Annotated in this window: 18 protein-coding genes and 1 tRNA gene; 6 read left to right on the top strand and 13 right to left on the bottom strand. The window is 66.1% G+C overall.

Translation table 11 applies throughout. The annotated features are described in order from the left end of the window. Positions 1-4: 4 nt before the first annotated feature. The 5 genes from JIP62_RS01985 to JIP62_RS01965 all read left to right on the top strand — a co-directional run bounded on the left by JIP62_RS01985 (position 5) and on the right by JIP62_RS01965 (position 5,898). On the top strand, positions 5-1,315 hold the full coding sequence (locus JIP62_RS01985) for a pyruvate dehydrogenase complex dihydrolipoamide acetyltransferase (protein ID WP_201103284.1): 1,311 nt from the start codon (positions 5-7) through the stop codon (positions 1,313-1,315). Between the two features lie 9 nt (positions 1,316-1,324). Beyond that, positions 1,325-1,804 (top strand): glutathione peroxidase, encoded by a 480-nt coding sequence (locus JIP62_RS01980; RefSeq protein WP_201103283.1) that lies wholly within the window; start codon positions 1,325-1,327, stop codon positions 1,802-1,804. Position 1,805: 1 nt separating this feature from the next. Beyond that, complete coding sequence (gene lpdA, locus JIP62_RS01975) at positions 1,806-3,218, top strand: dihydrolipoyl dehydrogenase (RefSeq protein ID WP_201103282.1); 1,413 nt, start codon at positions 1,806-1,808, stop codon at positions 3,216-3,218. A gap of 96 nt (positions 3,219-3,314) precedes the next feature. Next, positions 3,315-4,034, top strand: a complete 720-nt coding sequence (locus JIP62_RS01970) for a DUF305 domain-containing protein (RefSeq protein ID WP_201103281.1) — start codon at positions 3,315-3,317, stop codon at positions 4,032-4,034. Positions 4,035-4,053: 19 nt separating this feature from the next. Continuing rightward, complete coding sequence (locus JIP62_RS01965) at positions 4,054-5,898, top strand: LVIVD repeat-containing protein (protein ID WP_201103280.1); 1,845 nt, start codon at positions 4,054-4,056, stop codon at positions 5,896-5,898. A gap of 94 nt (positions 5,899-5,992) precedes the next feature. Here JIP62_RS01965 and JIP62_RS01960 read toward each other — a convergent pair whose 3' ends face one another. The 6 genes from JIP62_RS01960 to JIP62_RS01935 are packed head-to-tail and all read right to left on the bottom strand — an operon-like array spanning position 5,993 to position 10,784. Beyond that, on the bottom strand, positions 5,993-6,709 hold the full coding sequence (locus tag JIP62_RS01960) for a flavodoxin family protein (RefSeq protein ID WP_201103279.1): 717 nt from the start codon (positions 6,707-6,709) through the stop codon (positions 5,993-5,995). 54 nt (positions 6,710-6,763) lie between these two features. Beyond that, positions 6,764-7,564: an MBL fold metallo-hydrolase gene (locus JIP62_RS01955; protein ID WP_407932739.1), complete on the bottom strand. Its 801-nt coding sequence runs from the start codon at positions 7,562-7,564 to the stop codon at positions 6,764-6,766. Between the two features lie 5 nt (positions 7,565-7,569). Further along, entirely contained in the window at positions 7,570-8,349 is a 780-nt protein-coding gene (locus JIP62_RS01950) for a TatD family hydrolase (RefSeq protein WP_201103277.1), read from the bottom strand. Beyond that, positions 8,349-9,326 carry a DNA polymerase III subunit delta' gene (locus tag JIP62_RS01945; protein ID WP_201103276.1) on the bottom strand — a complete coding sequence of 326 codons (978 nt, stop codon included), beginning with the start codon at positions 9,324-9,326 and terminating at the stop codon, positions 8,349-8,351. Before JIP62_RS01945 ends, JIP62_RS01950 begins: the two co-directional genes overlap by 1 nt. Continuing rightward, positions 9,323-9,949 (bottom strand): dTMP kinase, encoded by a 627-nt coding sequence (gene tmk, locus JIP62_RS01940; protein ID WP_201103275.1) that lies wholly within the window; start codon positions 9,947-9,949, stop codon positions 9,323-9,325. Before tmk ends, JIP62_RS01945 begins: the two co-directional genes overlap by 4 nt. A 37-nt stretch (positions 9,950-9,986) precedes the next feature. Beyond that, complete coding sequence (locus JIP62_RS01935) at positions 9,987-10,784, bottom strand: septal ring lytic transglycosylase RlpA family protein (protein ID WP_201103274.1); 798 nt, start codon at positions 10,782-10,784, stop codon at positions 9,987-9,989. 110 nt (positions 10,785-10,894) lie between these two features. On the opposite strand from JIP62_RS01935, the gene JIP62_RS01930 reads away from it, so the two are divergent. Further along, positions 10,895-10,984, top strand: a tRNA-Ser gene (locus tag JIP62_RS01930). 16 nt (positions 10,985-11,000) lie between these two features. On the opposite strand, the gene JIP62_RS01925 is transcribed toward JIP62_RS01930, so the two are convergent. The 7 genes from JIP62_RS01925 to JIP62_RS01895 all read right to left on the bottom strand — a co-directional run bounded on the left by JIP62_RS01925 (position 11,001) and on the right by JIP62_RS01895 (position 15,833). After that, on the bottom strand, positions 11,001-11,231 hold the full coding sequence (locus JIP62_RS01925; protein WP_201103273.1) for a hypothetical protein: 231 nt from the start codon (positions 11,229-11,231) through the stop codon (positions 11,001-11,003). 13 nt (positions 11,232-11,244) lie between these two features. Then, the gene (locus JIP62_RS01920; protein ID WP_201103272.1) at positions 11,245-11,712 is read right to left on the bottom strand and encodes a hypothetical protein; all 468 of its coding nucleotides are present in this window, start codon (positions 11,710-11,712) and stop codon (positions 11,245-11,247) included. A gap of 2 nt (positions 11,713-11,714) precedes the next feature. Then, a complete protein-coding gene (locus tag JIP62_RS01915) occupies positions 11,715-12,065 on the bottom strand; it encodes a hypothetical protein (RefSeq protein WP_201103271.1) in 351 nt (116 codons plus the stop codon). Between the two features lie 10 nt (positions 12,066-12,075). After that, entirely contained in the window at positions 12,076-12,540 is a 465-nt protein-coding gene (locus JIP62_RS01910) for a helix-turn-helix domain-containing protein (RefSeq protein ID WP_201103270.1), read from the bottom strand. A 66-nt stretch (positions 12,541-12,606) separates the two neighbouring features. Next, positions 12,607-12,699 (bottom strand): DUF4113 domain-containing protein, encoded by a 93-nt coding sequence (locus JIP62_RS15330; RefSeq protein WP_407932738.1) that lies wholly within the window; start codon positions 12,697-12,699, stop codon positions 12,607-12,609. Positions 12,700-12,831: 132 nt separating this feature from the next. Next, positions 12,832-14,511 carry a carboxylesterase/lipase family protein gene (locus JIP62_RS01900; RefSeq protein WP_230974822.1) on the bottom strand — a complete coding sequence of 560 codons (1,680 nt, stop codon included), beginning with the start codon at positions 14,509-14,511 and terminating at the stop codon, positions 12,832-12,834. Continuing rightward, positions 14,508-15,833 (bottom strand): spinster family MFS transporter, encoded by a 1,326-nt coding sequence (locus JIP62_RS01895; protein WP_201103269.1) that lies wholly within the window; start codon positions 15,831-15,833, stop codon positions 14,508-14,510. The genes JIP62_RS01900 and JIP62_RS01895 overlap by 4 nt, the downstream gene beginning before the upstream one ends. Between the last annotated feature and the right edge of the window lie 24 nt (positions 15,834-15,857).

Raw genomic sequence — 15,857 nt, 5'->3', positions numbered from 1 at the left:
GCCCATGACCGACATCCTCATGCCCGCCCTGTCGCCGACGATGGAAGAGGGCGTCCTGGCCAAATGGCACGTCAAGGTCGGCGATGTCGTCAAGGCCGGCGACGTGATCGCCGAGATCGAGACCGACAAGGCCACGATGGAGGTCGAGGCCGTGGACGAGGGCGAGGTCCTGGAGATCCTGGTGGCCGAAGGCTCCGAGGGCGTGAAGGTCAACACCCCGATCGCCCGCGTGGCGGGAGAGGAGGGAGCTTCTGCCAAGGCACCGCCCTCGAGCCCTGCCACGGTCTCTCCCCCCTCTGGGGGCAGACAGGACGCGGAGCGTCCAGAGGAGGGCAAGTCCGCCCCCGCGCCGAACACACCCCCCTCGGCTGCGTCGCAGCCTGTCTCCGCAAAGGGGGGAGATAAGGGCGGCCGCCTCTTTGCCTCGCCGCTGGCGCGTCGTCTCGCCGCCCAGGCCAATATCGACCTGTCCACGATCAAGGGCACCGGCCCGCACGGCCGGATCGTCAAGCGCGACCTGGAAGGGGCCACCGCCGGTTCGGCCAAGCCTGCCGCCGCGACACCGGCAGCCGCGCCCGCTGCCACCCGTCCCGTCCAGTCCTTGGCCCAGATGGGCATTCCGGACGGCAGCTACGACCTGATCCCGCTGGACGGCATGCGCAAGGCGATCGCCCGCCGCATGGTCGACAGCATTCAGCAGGTGCCGCATTTCCCGCTGTTCATCGACGTCGAGATCGATGCCCTGCTGGCGGCCCGTGCGCGGGTCAACGCCCTGCTCGAGAAGTCGGGCGTGAAGGTCTCGGTCAACGACTTCGTCATCAAGGCCGCCGCCATGGCGCTGAAGGCCGTGCCGGAAGCCAATGCGAGCTATACGCCCGAAGGGATCGCCCTGCATCACAACGCCGACATCGCCATGGCCGTGGCGATCGACGGCGGCCTGATCACGCCGATCATCCGCAAGGCGGAAACCAAGTCGCTGTCGCAGATTGCCACCGAGTCCAAGGATCTGGCCAAGCGGGCGCGCGAGCGCAAGTTGAAGCCCGAGGAGTTCCAGGGCGGCACCTTCAGCGTGTCCAACCTGGGCATGTTCGGCATCAAGTCCTTCTCCTCGATCATCAACGAGCCTCAGGGCGCGATCATGAGCGTGGGCGCGGGTGAGCAGCGGCCTGTGGTCAAGAACGGCCAGCTGGCGGTGGCGACGGTGATGACCGTTACCGTCACCTGCGATCACCGGGTCGTGGACGGCGCGACCGGCGCTCGTTTCCTGCAAGCCTTTAAGCCCTTGATCGAAGATCCCGTGACGATGCTGGCGTAGGAGCCGCCTGTGACCTCCGTCTATGATTTCACGGCAACGGCCATCGACGGACGCGAACAGCCGCTGGACGCCTATCGCGGTCAGGCCCTGCTGATCGTGAATACCGCGTCCAAATGCGGCTTTACCGGTCAGTTCGCCGGCCTTGAACTTCTGCACGAAGAGTTTGCGGATAAGCCTTTCCAGGTGCTGGGCTTTCCCTGCAATCAATTCGGCGCGCAGGAGCCGGGCAAGGCCGCCGAAATCGCCAGCTTCTGCTCAAGCACCTACGGTGTCCGGTTTCCGATGTTCGACAAGATCGAGGTCAACGGCCCGCACCGCCACCCGCTCTATGACTGGCTGACGTCCCAGAAGAAGGGCTTTCTGGGCACCCGCGACGTCAAGTGGAACTTCACCAAATTCCTGACCGACAAGGAGGGGCAGGTGGTCGCCCGCTACGCTCCCCAGGTCGAACCCGAGGCCATCAAGGCCGACATCGAAAAGCTGATCTGATATGGCCGCTGCCGCTGAAATCGACCTCGTCATCATCGGTTCGGGCCCCGGCGGCTATGTCGCGGCGATCCGTGCCAGCCAGCTGGGCCAGAAGGTCGCGATCGTCGAGCGCGAGAGCCTGGGCGGCATCTGCCTGAACTGGGGCTGCATTCCCACCAAGGCCCTGCTGAAGTCTGGCGAGAAGTTCGAGAGCCTGAGCCACCTGAAGGAATACGGGCTGTCGGCCACCGGCGCGTCGTTCGACTTCGAGGCCATCATCGCCCGTTCGCGCGGTGTGGCCGCGACCATGAGCAAGGGCATCGCCTTTCTGATGAAGAAGCACAAGGTCGAGGTCGTCGAGGGCTCGGCTCGGCTGGAAAAGGGCACCGCTGCGCCCAAGGTCATCGTCGATCTGAAGGCCGGTGGATCACGCACGATCGAGGCCAAGGCCGTCATGCTGGCCGTCGGTGCCCGCGCCCGCACCCTGCCGCAGATCGGACTGGAAGCAGACGGGGACAAGATCTGGGCCTATCGCGAGGCCCTGTCGCCCAAACGCCTGCCCAAGAGCTTTGTCGTGATCGGCTCCGGAGCCATCGGTCTGGAGTTCGCCAGCTTCTATCGCGCCCTGGGCAGCGAGGTGACGGTCGTGGAGGCCGTCGACCGCATCATGCCGGTCGAGGACGAAGAGGTGTCCAAGGCCGCCCAGAAGGCCTTTGAGAAGCGCGGCATCAAGTTCCGCGTCGGGGCCAAGGTCACCAAGGTCTCTAAGGCGGGGCAGGGGGTCCAGGTCGCCGTCGAGGTCGGCGGCAAGGCCGAGACGCTGGAGGCCGAGGTCTGCATCTCTGCCGTCGGCATCACCGCCAATACGGACGGAATCGGACTGGAGGCGCTGGGCGTCGCCATGGACCGGGGCCACATCACCATCGACGGCCATTGCCAGACCAATGTGAAGGGTCTGTACGCCATCGGCGACTGCGCCGGGGCCCCTTGGCTGGCGCACAAGGCCTCGCACGAAGGCATCCATGCAGCCGAGCACATCGCCGCCTTCAAGACGCCGAACGTGCATTCGCCCATCGCCGGCTGCACCTATACCCAGCCGCAGGTGGCCTCTGTCGGCCTGACCGAACAGGCGGCCAAGGCCCAGGGCCGAGAGATCAAGGTCGGTCGCTTCCCCTTCCGTGTGAACGGCAAGGCCGTGGCAGCGGGCGAGACCGAGGGCTTCGTCAAGACCATCTTCGACGCCAAGACCGGGGCCCTGATCGGGGCCCACATGATCGGTCACGAGGTCACCGAGATGATCCAGGGCTATGTCACCGCCATCACCATGGAGGCGACCGAGGAAGACATGCACGGCATCGTCTATCCCCACCCGACCATGTCCGAGGCCATGCACGAGGCGCAACTGGACGCTTACGGCCGGGTCCTGCACATCTGACGCGCCGCCAACATTACCGATTAGACATCCGTTCGCGCTTGCCCGCACGGCAACACCGGCCCTAGTCTGCGCCGAGTGTTGTTTGGGGGTTTCGGGTTGCCGCATCTGTTGGGCATGGTCGTCGGGGCCCTGAGCCTGTTTTCCCAGGATCCTGCGGCGTCCGATCCGGCATCGCCGCCGATCTTCCAGCCTGGCGCGCCGGGCCAGCCGACACGCACCCTGACTGCGGCCGAGGCCGTATCCATGGGACGGACCACCTTCACCGAGGGGGATGTCCGCTTCATGCAGCACATGATCGTGCACCACGCCCAGGCGGTCGAGATGGTGGCCCTGCTGGAAACGCGCGGTGCCTCGCCTGTCGTCCAGGCCCTCGGTCGCCGCATCGCGCTCAGCCAGGAGGCCGAGATGGCGCTGATGCGCGAATGGCTGACGGTGCGTGGTCAGCCGCTTGAAATGAGTGGCATGGGGTCTGGAGATCATGCGGCGCACGGGGCCCATGCCGGGCACGACATGGCGGGACACGACATGGCCGGTCACGCGATGACCGATGACCGCCCCCTGATGCCAGGAATGCTGTCGCCGGCCCAGATGCGCACCCTAGCCGCCGCCAATGGAGCCGAGTTCGACCGGCTGTTCCTGGAAGGCATGATCCAGCATCACCGCGGCGCGCTCGACATGGTCGACGACCTGATGAGCCAGCCCGATTCCGCCAATGATCCGGTGCTGTCCGGCTTTGCCGCCTCCGTCGTGGCCGATCAGTCGGCCGAGATACTGCGGATGCAATCCGTGCTTTCCGATCTTTCACCCCCGTCCTGACTCTAGCCGAGGAGCGGCCATGTTCGTTCGCAATGCCCTGTTGTCTTCCGCCGCCGCCCTGGCGGTGCTGGCCGCCTCCACTGCGGTTCACGCCCAGAATACTGCGGTCCAACCGCCCAGCGTACGCGTCGATGAGCGCGCGACCCTGAGCGCCGGCGTCGCCGACGCGGGACAGGCCATATCCGGAATGGTGCTGGAGCACGCGATGCGCGCGCCTCCGGGCTTCTATGACCCCGAGACCATCTTCGTGGTGCCCGAAACCCAGGAAGAGGCCAACGCCATGATGGAGCGGATGCGCTCTGATCCCAACCGGTTCAGCCCGCTGGCCCTGGCCAATACGGACATGGCCATGGCCGACGGCAAACTGTTCGTCGGCAGCTTTCATGGCTTCAATGCCTACGACGTCAGCGGTGACGGTGCCCCGCAGCTGGTGATGTCGGTCGTCTGTCCGGGCGGGCAGGGGGATCTGTCGGTCCACGGCAATCTGCTGTTCATGTCGGTCGAGGAGAACCGCGGCCGTCTGGACTGCGGGTCTTCGGGGGCCGATGGCCAGATCAATGCGGAACGCTTCCGCGGCATCCGCATCTTCGACATCAGCGACATGAGCGCGCCGCAGCAGGTCGCGGCCATCCAGACCTGCCGGGGCTCCCACACCCATACCCAGGTGCCGCATCCGACCGATCCGAACATCCTCTACATCTACAACTCCGGCGCTGCGAACGTTCGCAAGACGGGCGAGCTGTCGATCTGCTCGGACGGCCAGCCGACCCGCAACCCGGAAACGGCCCTGTTCTCGATCGACGTCATCAAGGTCGACCTGACCCGGCCCCAGGACGCCGCCATCGTGAACCGTCCGCGCATCTTTGCCGATCGCGATACGGGACGTGTCGCGGGGCTGTGGACCGGCGGTCGCATGGGCGTGGCCAGCCAGGAAACGGCGCCGACCAACCACTGCCACGACATCACCGTCTTCCCGGAAATCAACCGGGCGGCGGGGGCCTGCAGCGGCAACGGGATCCTGCTGGACATCTCCGACCCGGAGAACCCGCAGCGCGTGTCCGACATGTTCGATCCCGACATGGCGTATTGGCACTCGGCCACCTTCGACAACACGGGCGACAAGATCGTGTTCACCGACGAGTGGGGCGGTGGGGGCGGGGCCCATTGCACCGCCAACGACCCGGCCACCTGGGGCGCCAACCTGATTGCCACGGTGACCAACGGCCGCCTGGTCGGACGCAACTTCTTCAAACTGCCCGGCGTCCAGGGTGCGACCGAGAACTGCGTCGCCCACAACGGCAATCTGATCCCCGTGCCTGGCCGTGATCTGATGATCCAGGCCTGGTATCAGGGCGGTCTGTCGGTCATGGACTTCACCGATCCAGCGCGGCCGGTCGAGATCGCCTATTTCGACCGTGGTGCGCTGAACGCCGACAAGCTGACGATCGGCGGGTCGTGGTCGGCCTACTGGCTGAACGGCCGCATCTATTCCAGCGAGATCGCACGCGGTCTGGACGTCCTGCGTCTGGTGCCCAGCGACCATCTGTCGGCCGCCGAGATCGCGGCTGCCGAAAGCGTTCAGCTGGACGTGATCAATCCGCAGACCCAGACCCGGATTGTCTGGGCCGACACGCCGGACGTGGCGACGGCCTATGTGGATCAGCTGACCCGGTCAGGCGGGATCGACGCGGCCTTTGCTCAGGAGATCCGCAGCGGTGTCGACCAATGGCGGGGCGGCTCGGCCGATGCCGCGACCGGTCTGGCCGAGCGGGTCAAGGCCGCTGCGGCGGCGCAAGGCGTTACGGCCATCGATGCACGCCGCATGCTGGCCCTGGCAGGCGTGCTGGAGCGGGCCGGCGCATAGCCAATACGAAGGGAGCGGGGTCCGATCGGGCCCCGCTTTCTTTCCGCATTTAGAAGTCGCCTAAGACATATTATGCGAAACGACGGCTGGCGGCTCAGCGGTATTCCGGGTTTGGATGGTCGAAACGTTCGCCCTTGTCCCAGGCAGTGCGTTGATTTCCATATGAGGGAATGCCGCCTGCATCCTTCAGCATCCTGGCCATGTGCATCAGGTTCCAGGCCATGAAGGTCGTGTTCCGCTGGGTGAAGTCGTTGTCGAGGCCTTCGCCGTCGTCGCCATAGGATGGCCCCGGACCCGCTTCGCCGATCCAGCCCGCATCCGCCTGCGGCGGAATGACGTAGCCAAGATGCTGCAAGGAATACAGCAGGTTCATGGCAACATGTTTGATGCCATCCTCATTGCCTGTGATGATGCAGCCGGCCGCCCGGCCATAGTATGCGGACTGTCCCTTGGCATTCAGTTCGCCAGAATAGCCGTACAGGCGTTCGATCACCCGGGTGCAGATCGACGACTTGTCGCCCAGCCAGATCGGCGTGCCGATGACCAGGATGTCGGCGTCCATCACCTTTTTCTGCACGTCGGGCCAGCCATCGCTCGGCCAGCCGCATTCCGTCATGTCGGGCTGAACCCCCGGCGGAACATCCAGGTCGGCGATCCGCAAGGTCTCGGTCTTCACGCCATTGGCCGTCATGATCGCGTCGGCCACGTCCATCAGCCGCTGGGTGTGCGACGGCTCGCTGGACCGCTTGAGGCTGCAGTTCAGAAAGATGGCTTTCAGGTCGTCATAGGCGGGCTGTTTGGTGCTCGGCATGGTGGCCTTCCTGTTGATGTCAGGTGGCAACGACCGCTCAACGAAAAGGCTCCGCTACAGGCTCAGGCGACGCGACCAATTATCGAAAGCAACCTCGACCCCAGCCGGAGCAAGCGCCGACAAGGTGTTGTAATCCATATCCAAATGGAGATTGGTCAACAGGGCCTGCGGGTGCCCCGCACGCCGGAGCCAGTCCAGGGTGCGATCCAGGTGGGCGTGGGTTGGATGGGGGGTGTAGCGCAGAGCATCGACGATCCAGAGCCGCGCCCCCTCGACGGCGGCCAGGGCCGCGTCGTCCATGGCATCCACATCGCTGGAATAGACAACGGGCCCGAAGCGATATCCGACGGATCGGATCGGCCCATGACCCTGATCGAAGGTCCGCACGGGAATAGAGCCGCCCGGTCCGTCAATGCTCCAGTCCTCGCCGTGAGGCGGGATCATGTTCACATCGAGAAGAGCCGGATAACCCTCTACACTTTCGAAGATATAGTGGAATCTGTGCTCCAGCATCGATCGCGTTGCAGCGTCCATCCAGGCCGGGATTCGCTGCCGCGCTCGCATGGCAAATACCCTGAGATCATCGATCCCATGCGCCTGATCGGCGTGGTCGTGGGTATAGAGGACGGCATCGATCCGCTTGACCCCATTGGCCAGCATCTGCTGGCGCAGATCGGGCGACGTATCAACGACAACGGTCGTGACCCCATCGGGCCCATGACGGCGGACCAGCAGCGAACATCTCAGCCGCCGGTTTCGTGGCTCTGCGGGATCGCAAAGGCCCCAGTCCCCGTCCCCACGCGGCACGCCGCCGGAGGACCCGCAGCCCAGGACCACCACCTCAAGATCGTCCAGCACCGTCACGGCCTCGGGATCCGGCCGAACAGGTTGAAAAAGGCCTCGGTCGTCCGCGCCTCGGCCTCGGCCACGGTCCATCCGCGGATTTCGGCAAGCTTTTCAAGAACCAGGCCGACATAGGCCGGCTCATTGCGACGCCCCCGATGCGGCGGCGGCGCCAGATAGGGACAGTCGGTCTCGACGATAATCCTGTCTGCCGGCATGGCCCGCACGACGGCGCGCACATCGTCCGCCGCCTTGAAGGCCGCAATGCCTGACACCGAGAACCACGCGCCCATTTCGGCTGCAGTTTCTGCGAGTTCGGCTCCACTCGTGTAACAGTGCATGAGGAAGCGGACCGGCCCCCTCGCCTGCTCCTCAGTCAAAATCCGGCCCATGTCCGCATCCGCCTCGCGCGTGTGGATCACCAAGGGCAGATGGGTCAGGCGGGCCGCTTCGACATGGGTCCGAAACACGGCTTCCTGAACGTCGCGCGGCGACAGGTCATAGTGGAAGTCCAGTCCACATTCGCCGATGCCTACCACTCGGGGGCGCTGCGCCAAGCTGGCCAGATGATCAGGCGTCAGATCGGTTGCATCCTTGGCCTCATGGGGGTGGACGCCCACGGTGCACCAGATGTCGGGATGGGCCATGGCCAGGGCGTGGGTGGCTTCGAAGGTCGACAGCTTGTCCGATATCTCGACCATCAGGCCGACACCCGCCGCGCGCGCCCGCTCGATGACGGCGTTCCGGTCCTCGTCGAACTGGGGCGCATGCAGGTTCACATGGCTGTCGATCAGCATCAGGAGGCCGCCTTGGTTCGAGCCAGATCAGCCAGCGCCCCGGCCAGGGCGTCAGCACGATCCAGGTTCAGGCCCGCCGTCCGGTCGGGCAGTTCGCTCAGTCGGCCCCACAGCTCGGCCCAGCGCGCACCGCCGGCTCCCTCGCTCAGGGCCCGCGTCTTCACCGCTGCCATCAGCCTGTCCAGCAGCATGTCAAACCGCGCCTGGCCCTCAGCCCCCCGAAAGCCATCGCCGATGGCCAGTTGTTCGGCCCGGTCCACGGCCGGCGCCTCGACCCAGGCGCGCGCCAGTCGGTCCATCTCCAGCGTCGTGCCGGATGACAGGGCCAGCGCCGCCCCGGGCGATCCCCCCGCCATGGCCGCGATCCGGTCCGCCTCCTCCGGGTCCAGCCCGGTGCGGTCCCGGACCAGCCTGGCCAGCTCGGCCTCGTTCCACACCGGAAAGGCCAGCCGCCGACACCGGGACCGGATGGTCGCCAGCAGACGGCCCGGCGCATGGGTGATCAGGAACAGCACGCCCCGCTCAGGCGGTTCCTCAAGAACCTTCAGCAAGGCATTGGCAGAGTTGGTGTTAAGGTCGTCCGCCGCATCAATAATGGCGACGCGATATCGGGCCTGCGACGGGCTCTTGGCAAAGAACTCCGGCAGGTCGCGAGCCTGATCGACCGATATGGATTTCTTGGTCTTGCCGCCCTCGACCAGCCGTTCCAGCACCATCAGATCCGGATGCGACTGGGCGGACACCAGGCGGCTGACCGGGTCGGTCGGTGCCGATCCCAGGCGGCCGCGCGAGGGATCGGGGGCCGCGCCCAGCAGCCGCCGTGCGGCGCGATAGGCGAAGCCGGCCTTTCCCACACCCTCGGGCCCGCACAGCAGCCAGGCGTGATGCAGACGGCCGCGCTGCCAAGCATCGACGAAGGCCGCCTCCGCCGGAGCATCGGACACCAGATCGAACCGGTCGCGGGGATGGTCGCTCATGCCAGCCTCGCCGTGACCGCGTCCCAGACCCGCGCCGCAACCTCGTCCTCGCTGCCGGTCGCGTCGAGGACGACGCAGCGGTCGGGATGCGCGCGCGCAATGGCCAGGAACCCGTCTCTCAGCCTTTGGTGAAAAGCCAGTCCCTTGGATTCGAAGCGCGTCTCGAACAGGCCGCGACCAAAGGCACGCTGCAGCCCCTCCTCCACCGGCAGATCGAAGATCAGCGTCAGGTCCGGCTGATCCTTGCCCACCACGCCGCGGTCCAGCGCCTCGATGAACTCGGGTGCCACACCCCCGCCGGCGCCCTGATAAGCGCGGCTGGAATCGGCAAACCGGTCGCATACGACCCAGCGCCCCGCGCTCAGGGCCGGCCGGATGGTCTGTTCCAGATGATCGCTGCGCGAGGCATACATCAGAAGGCTTTCGGTCATCGGCGACCAGCGTTCGGCATCACCGGCCACCACGATGTTGCGAATAACCTCGGCCCCGGGCGATCCGCCCGGCTCGCGCGTCTGCACCACCTCGTGGCCTGCGGCGCGCAGGCGCTCGCACAGACGCCGGGCCTGGGTCGACTTGCCGGCCCCCTCGCCGCCCTCAAAGGTGATGAACTTTCCACGGGTCACGCGCGCACAATGGCGGCGCGGACGGCTGTGGCAAGCCTCAGTGACCGGATATCAACAGGGCGTCGGGAAAGCCGCGCGCGATCGCCGCTTGGCGGGCCGCCTCAGCCGCGTTCGCATCGCCCCAGGGACCGGCCACGACCCGGTACAGACGCCCCGTTCCCCGCTCCACCACCTGGACCTGGGCCCGGTCCCCCAGGCGTTCGGCGGCCCGGTCAGCGCGTGGTCGCTCGCTGAAGGCCCCGACCTGAACCCAGATCTCGGCCCGCTCAGTGGCAACGGGTGGACGCGGGGTCCGCACGGCCCCGGCCTCGGCATAGGCCACGCCGCCCCCGCTGCGCGGCGCCCGTCCGACATAGCGGACCCGGACCTCGCCCACCCCCTGCCCCATCATCCCCAGGGCCTCGGCCGCCCCGCGCGACAGATCGATGATCCGCCCCTCCACGAACGGCCCGCGATCATTGACCCGCAACACGACCGTCCGGCCATTGGCCAGATTGGTCACCTCCACCAGTCCGGGCAGAGGCAGGGTCTTGTGCGCGGCGGTCAGGGCATTCATGTCGAACCGCTCGCCGCTGGCGGTTGGCCGCCCGTGAAAGGCATCGCCGTACCAGGAGGCCATGCCGACCTCCTCGTAATCGGGATCCTCGACGGGCTGATACCAGCGTCCCCGCACCTGATAGGCGCGCATGGTGCCCGGCACGATCGGGGCCGGATCGGTCACGACAGGTAGAGACCGCGCCCCGGCCGCGCCCCGCCCCGTCCCCGCACAGGCCGCCAGCGACGCCGACAGCACCAGGCACAGGGTGGCCAGGATCGCGCCCCTTCGCCCCGTCATGCCTCGCCCTCCCGTCCCGTCAGAGCGGTGATGATGGACCCGACATTTTCCTCTTTGGTTAACGCCCCGTTTGCCGCTATCAACCCACCCCGCCCGCGATGATGCGCCGGGGACAGGTGGCCGAGTGGTTTAAGGCAGCGGTCTTGAAAACCGCCGTAGGTGGAAGCCTACCGTGGGTTCGAATCCCACCCTGTCCGCCATCGGCTAACCCACAGTTCACGCACTGCCCATGATGCCGATCCGCGTCGGTCGATTCGGTAGACCTTCCGCGAGGTAATCCTGCAGGCGAGCTAGAGCCTTCAGGTCGTGAGCATCAGATCGTGTGCCCACCTTGACATTCTCGGCAATGACCATGGTCAGCAGCACGGCATCAGCATTGTCTCGCGGACGGTGTTGCAAGATCGTCTCTTCAGCCTTCTCAAGCAGTTGCTCTGACTTCCGGGTCATCGTGTCGCCTTGGTCAATCAGCGCGAGCCAGGTCTCTCGCGCCTCGTCTAGGTCCATTTTTCTGCCCATTGTTTTCTCGTTCAAATCGCGTCGCGGCCCGGCATTCCCAAACCGCGACGAACAGAAGGATGCTGATCAACCCCCAAAGACCCTGGCGCAGATAGACGCCGGTCCGAGTGAAATAGTCGGGAGAGATCAGCGGCATGAGATGCGTGCTGACGATCAACATCTGCAGGCTGCCCAATAGGACCAGCCACCAGCGATCGGCCCGCTCCGCCATCGCCCAGATCACCAGGAACTGGAAGAGGTTGAGCGCCCCGACGCCGACGCGCCACGTGCCGATGGTGATGTGGTCGACCATCGGCTCCACGACCATGCAGGCAGTGACCATGATGGCCACCAGTCGATCGGGCATTTCGCCATGTCGCACCAGCAGCCCGAGGGCCAGCAGGTTCAGCGCGAACACGGCGATCGCCACCATCGTCAGCGGCCGACCAGGGTCAGCACGCGCGGATCTTCCTTCTCGTCCGGGTCGCCCTTGTCCTCAAATGGACCGGCGTCGGCATAGGACAGGCCGTGACGCCGGGCAGTCGCGGCCATCAGATCATGTGCGCTGGCCACGCCGCCCCGCGCCTCCACCACGGCCGACAGCGCACCCATCATCTTGACCAGGGCAGGCTGTCCCACCCGCACGCCCAGATTGGCGGAGCGACGACCCTGCGCGAAATTCTGCAACATCTGCCCGGCTGCAGCGATCGCTTCATCCAGGGCATGTTCGACCGCCCGGACATCGGTGGCCATGATACCGGCAAACACATTGGGATCGGATTTCATCGACTTCCTCTCAACGAGTCATGTCGTGCACAAGGTCGACCAAGCCATAGACGAAGGCCCCGATCGCGAAGAAGGCCCCGACGGCCGCCATCACCACCATGGTTCCCGCGAAAATGAGCACGAACCGCCCACCCCGTGGTCGCGGCGGCGTCCGCCAGTTGCCGAGCTGGACATACAGCTCGTAAAGGCCGGAACCGCCGCTCTTCGTCTCCGGAGGGTCCACCCCGACGACGGGAGCATCAGGCGGCGGCGAAGGCGGCGGGGCCATGGGTATTGATTGCCCTAGGTAGTCGATGCCCAGGGCCCTCGCCGCCGCCGACCGGCCGGAAACACCCAGCTTCCGATAGGCGCTGGCGATATGGTTCTGGACGGTGCTGGTCCCGATGTTCAGGTGCGTGCCGATGTCTTTCGCCAGCATACCCCGAACGAACAGAGTCAGGCATTCCATCTCGCGCGGTGTAGGCGACTCAGTCATCTCGTGACCCCCAGCCCGGTCAGGCTGACCCGAAGTTGCCCAATGCGTCCAGCCGTTTAGATCTCGCTACCCCGCCGCCCTCACGATTGGCGTCTCGCCAAACCGCGTCGTATAGGCCGGGCTCCGCATCTCCGCCTTCAGCGTCCAGTTCCGCTTCAGCCCCGTGCGCGCCGGTATCAGCGTCCCGAGTCTGAGCCGCGCGTCGGTTTAGTCCAATGCCGCCATCCGCAGCGCAGACAGGCTAGCGTTGATATGGACAGCGCCGCCAGTGCCGGGGTCTGGACCCAGAAGTCATCTCGAACAACCCCCTGGCCCCTCCGCCAGCTTCGGAGACATCAGGCCGACGTTCCAGTTCCAGGGTGCATTGCCGGCCATGCGGCGGCGGCACATGGACTGTTCGTGCAGGTCGAACATGCCGGGGAACAGGCCGACACCGGGGCGAGCCCCGCCGTCGAAGGTCATGAAATGACCCTCGGTGCCATAGGCGGGCCAGGCGCTGTCCTGTAACTGTGGTCGGCCGTCACGGGCGAAGCTGATCCAGTAGTCGAGCATGGTGTCCGACAGGGCGACCTCCTCGGCCGTGTCGGGCACACGGGGCCAGCGGGGCGGCGTGCGGTCCGGATTGCCGAACATGTAGGGCAGCTCGCTGGCGTGGAAGGCATGCAGTCCCGCCGCGTCCGCCGCCGGATAGCCGTGGTCGAACAGATACAGATAGCCAGCCTGGCCGAGTGCCGTCTGGCTGCGCACCAGGCGCTCTGACGTCCAGCCGTAAAGGGCATCGCGCGTGGCCGCCAGAATGCTCTCGGCCATGTCGGACGACGGATAGAGCCTCAGGTAGTCGTCGGCCATGTCGCCATAGCGGTCGCGGATGACGCGCTCATAGTCGGCGGCGCTTCCGGGCACAGGCGGGGCCAGCATCCGCAGCGAGCGGATTTCGCCGCTGTTGAACCCGGCCAGAACCGGAACCGGGGCCTGTCGTCCCTGGTCGAAGACATCGACCATCTGGCCCGGCAGGATCATTCCATCGACCGTGCCGAAGGGCAGGAAGCCCGCCATGGCCGCCTGATCGGTCAGAACCTGGGGGTCAGTGGCCCGCATGGCACGCAGGCTGGGCAGTTGCAGCCGACGGGTCAGGGTCGCCCCGGCCTCTTCGGCGGACGGCATGCCGAACCGGGCCTGTTTCAGCTCGGGCGTCGAGATCATGTATCCGCTCTGGACGATGGCCCTGGCGAACAGCCCGCGGGCATAGGGGGAGGTCATCAGATAGATGACGCTCAAGCCCCCTGCGGATTCCCCGGCGATGGTGACATTGGCCGGGTCGCCTCCAAAGGCGGCGATGTTCTGCTGGACCCAGGTCAGGGCCTGGATCTGGTCCATAATGCCATAGTTGCCGGACAGGGCGGCGGGCGACTCGGCGCTGAGATCGGGATGGGCTAGATAGCCCAGCACGCCGAGACGATAGTTGATCGACACGACCACCACCCCCTCGGACGCCAGGCGGGCCCCGTCATACAGCCGCTCCTTGCTGGACCCGGCCACCAGCGATCCGCCGTGGATCCAGACGATCACGGGCGCAGCCTGGGCCGAGGTCTGGGACCAGATATTCAGCGTCAGGCAGTCCTCGCTGGTGGCCCCCAGGTCCTGGGAATAGATGTGCGGCGGGCCGGGCGTCGGCTGGATGCAGGCCGGGCCGAACTGGGCGGCATTGCGAACCCCGGTCCAGGGGGCCAGCGGGACGGGCGGTCGCCAGCGTCCCTCGCCCACCGGCGGTGCGGCATAGGGAATGCCCTTGAATGCCCGGATGTCGCCCTCCGCCCGCCCCCGGACGGTGCCAGCCGGGGCCGCGACGACCAGGGGATCGGACTGTGGCGCAGGCCTCGCGGACGCCATGGATCCGCAGGCGGCCATCGACGCGGCCAGGGCCGCCATGACGGCCAGACGATGGAACAGGGTGGAGCGTGGGCGTCTCATGCCTGGCCTCCCGCGCGCGCCGTGTCGCGACCCAGAATCCTTGCCAGAACCAGGAACAGACCAATGGCGACCAGATAGACCGGCGTCAGGGTGTACAGCGCCATCTGCAGCGAATGGTCCGGATTGGTGTTGCGGAAGAAGTCGCTGGCCGCCCCGACATAGGTCGGCCCGGCCCCCATGCCGATGAAGTTCATCACCAGCAGCAGCAGGGCCCCGGACATCACCCGCTGGTTTGGCTTCACCTCTTCCTGAACCAGGGCCACCGAAGAGGACAGATAGAAATAGTTCAGGAAGGTCGGCCCGCATAGCAGGGCCAGCGCCAAGGGCCAGGACGGGGCCCAGACGAAGGCGATGTAAAGCGGCACCGCCAGCGTCAGCGAGATGGCCGGCAGCAGGGCATAGGCCTTCTTGGATCGGCGGGTATAGCGGTCGATCAGCCAGCCCGAGGCGAAGATGCCGCCGCTCATGCAGATGGCGACGACCAGGGCGTACCACAGGGCGACATCGCTCAACGTCATGCCCTTCTCACGCATCAGGAACAGGACGGCGAAATTGCCCAGGCCATAGGTAATGATCTGCGTCACCCCGCTGCCCAGCGCGGCCAGCACAAGCACCGGGCGTGAGAAGAACATCCGAACCGTGGACCAGAACCCGGCCTTTTCCGGCGCGGGTGCCCCCGCCGCCATGTCCAGCCCGCCCCGCTTGGGCTCCTTCATCAGTATGGGCGCAACCACAGCCGTCAGGACGCCGACAATGCCGATGGCGACAAAGGCGTCACGCCAGCTGAAGGCCGCCGCGATCGAGGCTCCGAACGCGATGCCCAGGGCCGCGCCGACAGGGGGGCCGAGGTTGTAGAGACCCAGCGCCATGCCGCGCCGCCCCGGCGGGAAATAGTCGGTGATGATGGCATAGGACGGCGGCACGCCCCCCGCCTCGCCAAAGCCGACGGTCATGCGCGAAGCCGCCAACTGGCCGAAATTGCGCGACAGACCGCAGGCGATGGTCGCTGCGCTCCAGATTCCGCAGGCGATCGAGACAACGGCAACGCGGTTGGTGCGATCTGCCAGCCAACCCACGGGAATGGCGATGAAACAGTAGAAGAATGCGAAATAGAGACCGCCCAGCAGGCCCAACTGCCCGTCGGTGATGTTCAGCGTGTCCTGGATCGGCTTGGCCAGAATCGAAAGCAGCTGGCGGTCCAGGAAGTTCAGGACATAGATGAACCAAAGAACGCCGAGGGCGACCCACGCCCTGCGACCGACGCCGGTACCCGGCCGCGATCCGCCTTCGGTCTCTGAAGAGATTTCGCCGGTGGCACTCATGTAGGTTTCCTCGGGTGAGCGGAC

It is taken from the genome of Brevundimonas vitisensis, from assembly GCF_016656965.1.
Lineage (GTDB): Bacteria > Pseudomonadota > Alphaproteobacteria > Caulobacterales > Caulobacteraceae > Brevundimonas > Brevundimonas vitisensis.
The sequence above is the reverse complement of the archived record's forward strand: the minus strand, read 5'-3'. Positions and strand labels throughout refer to the sequence as shown.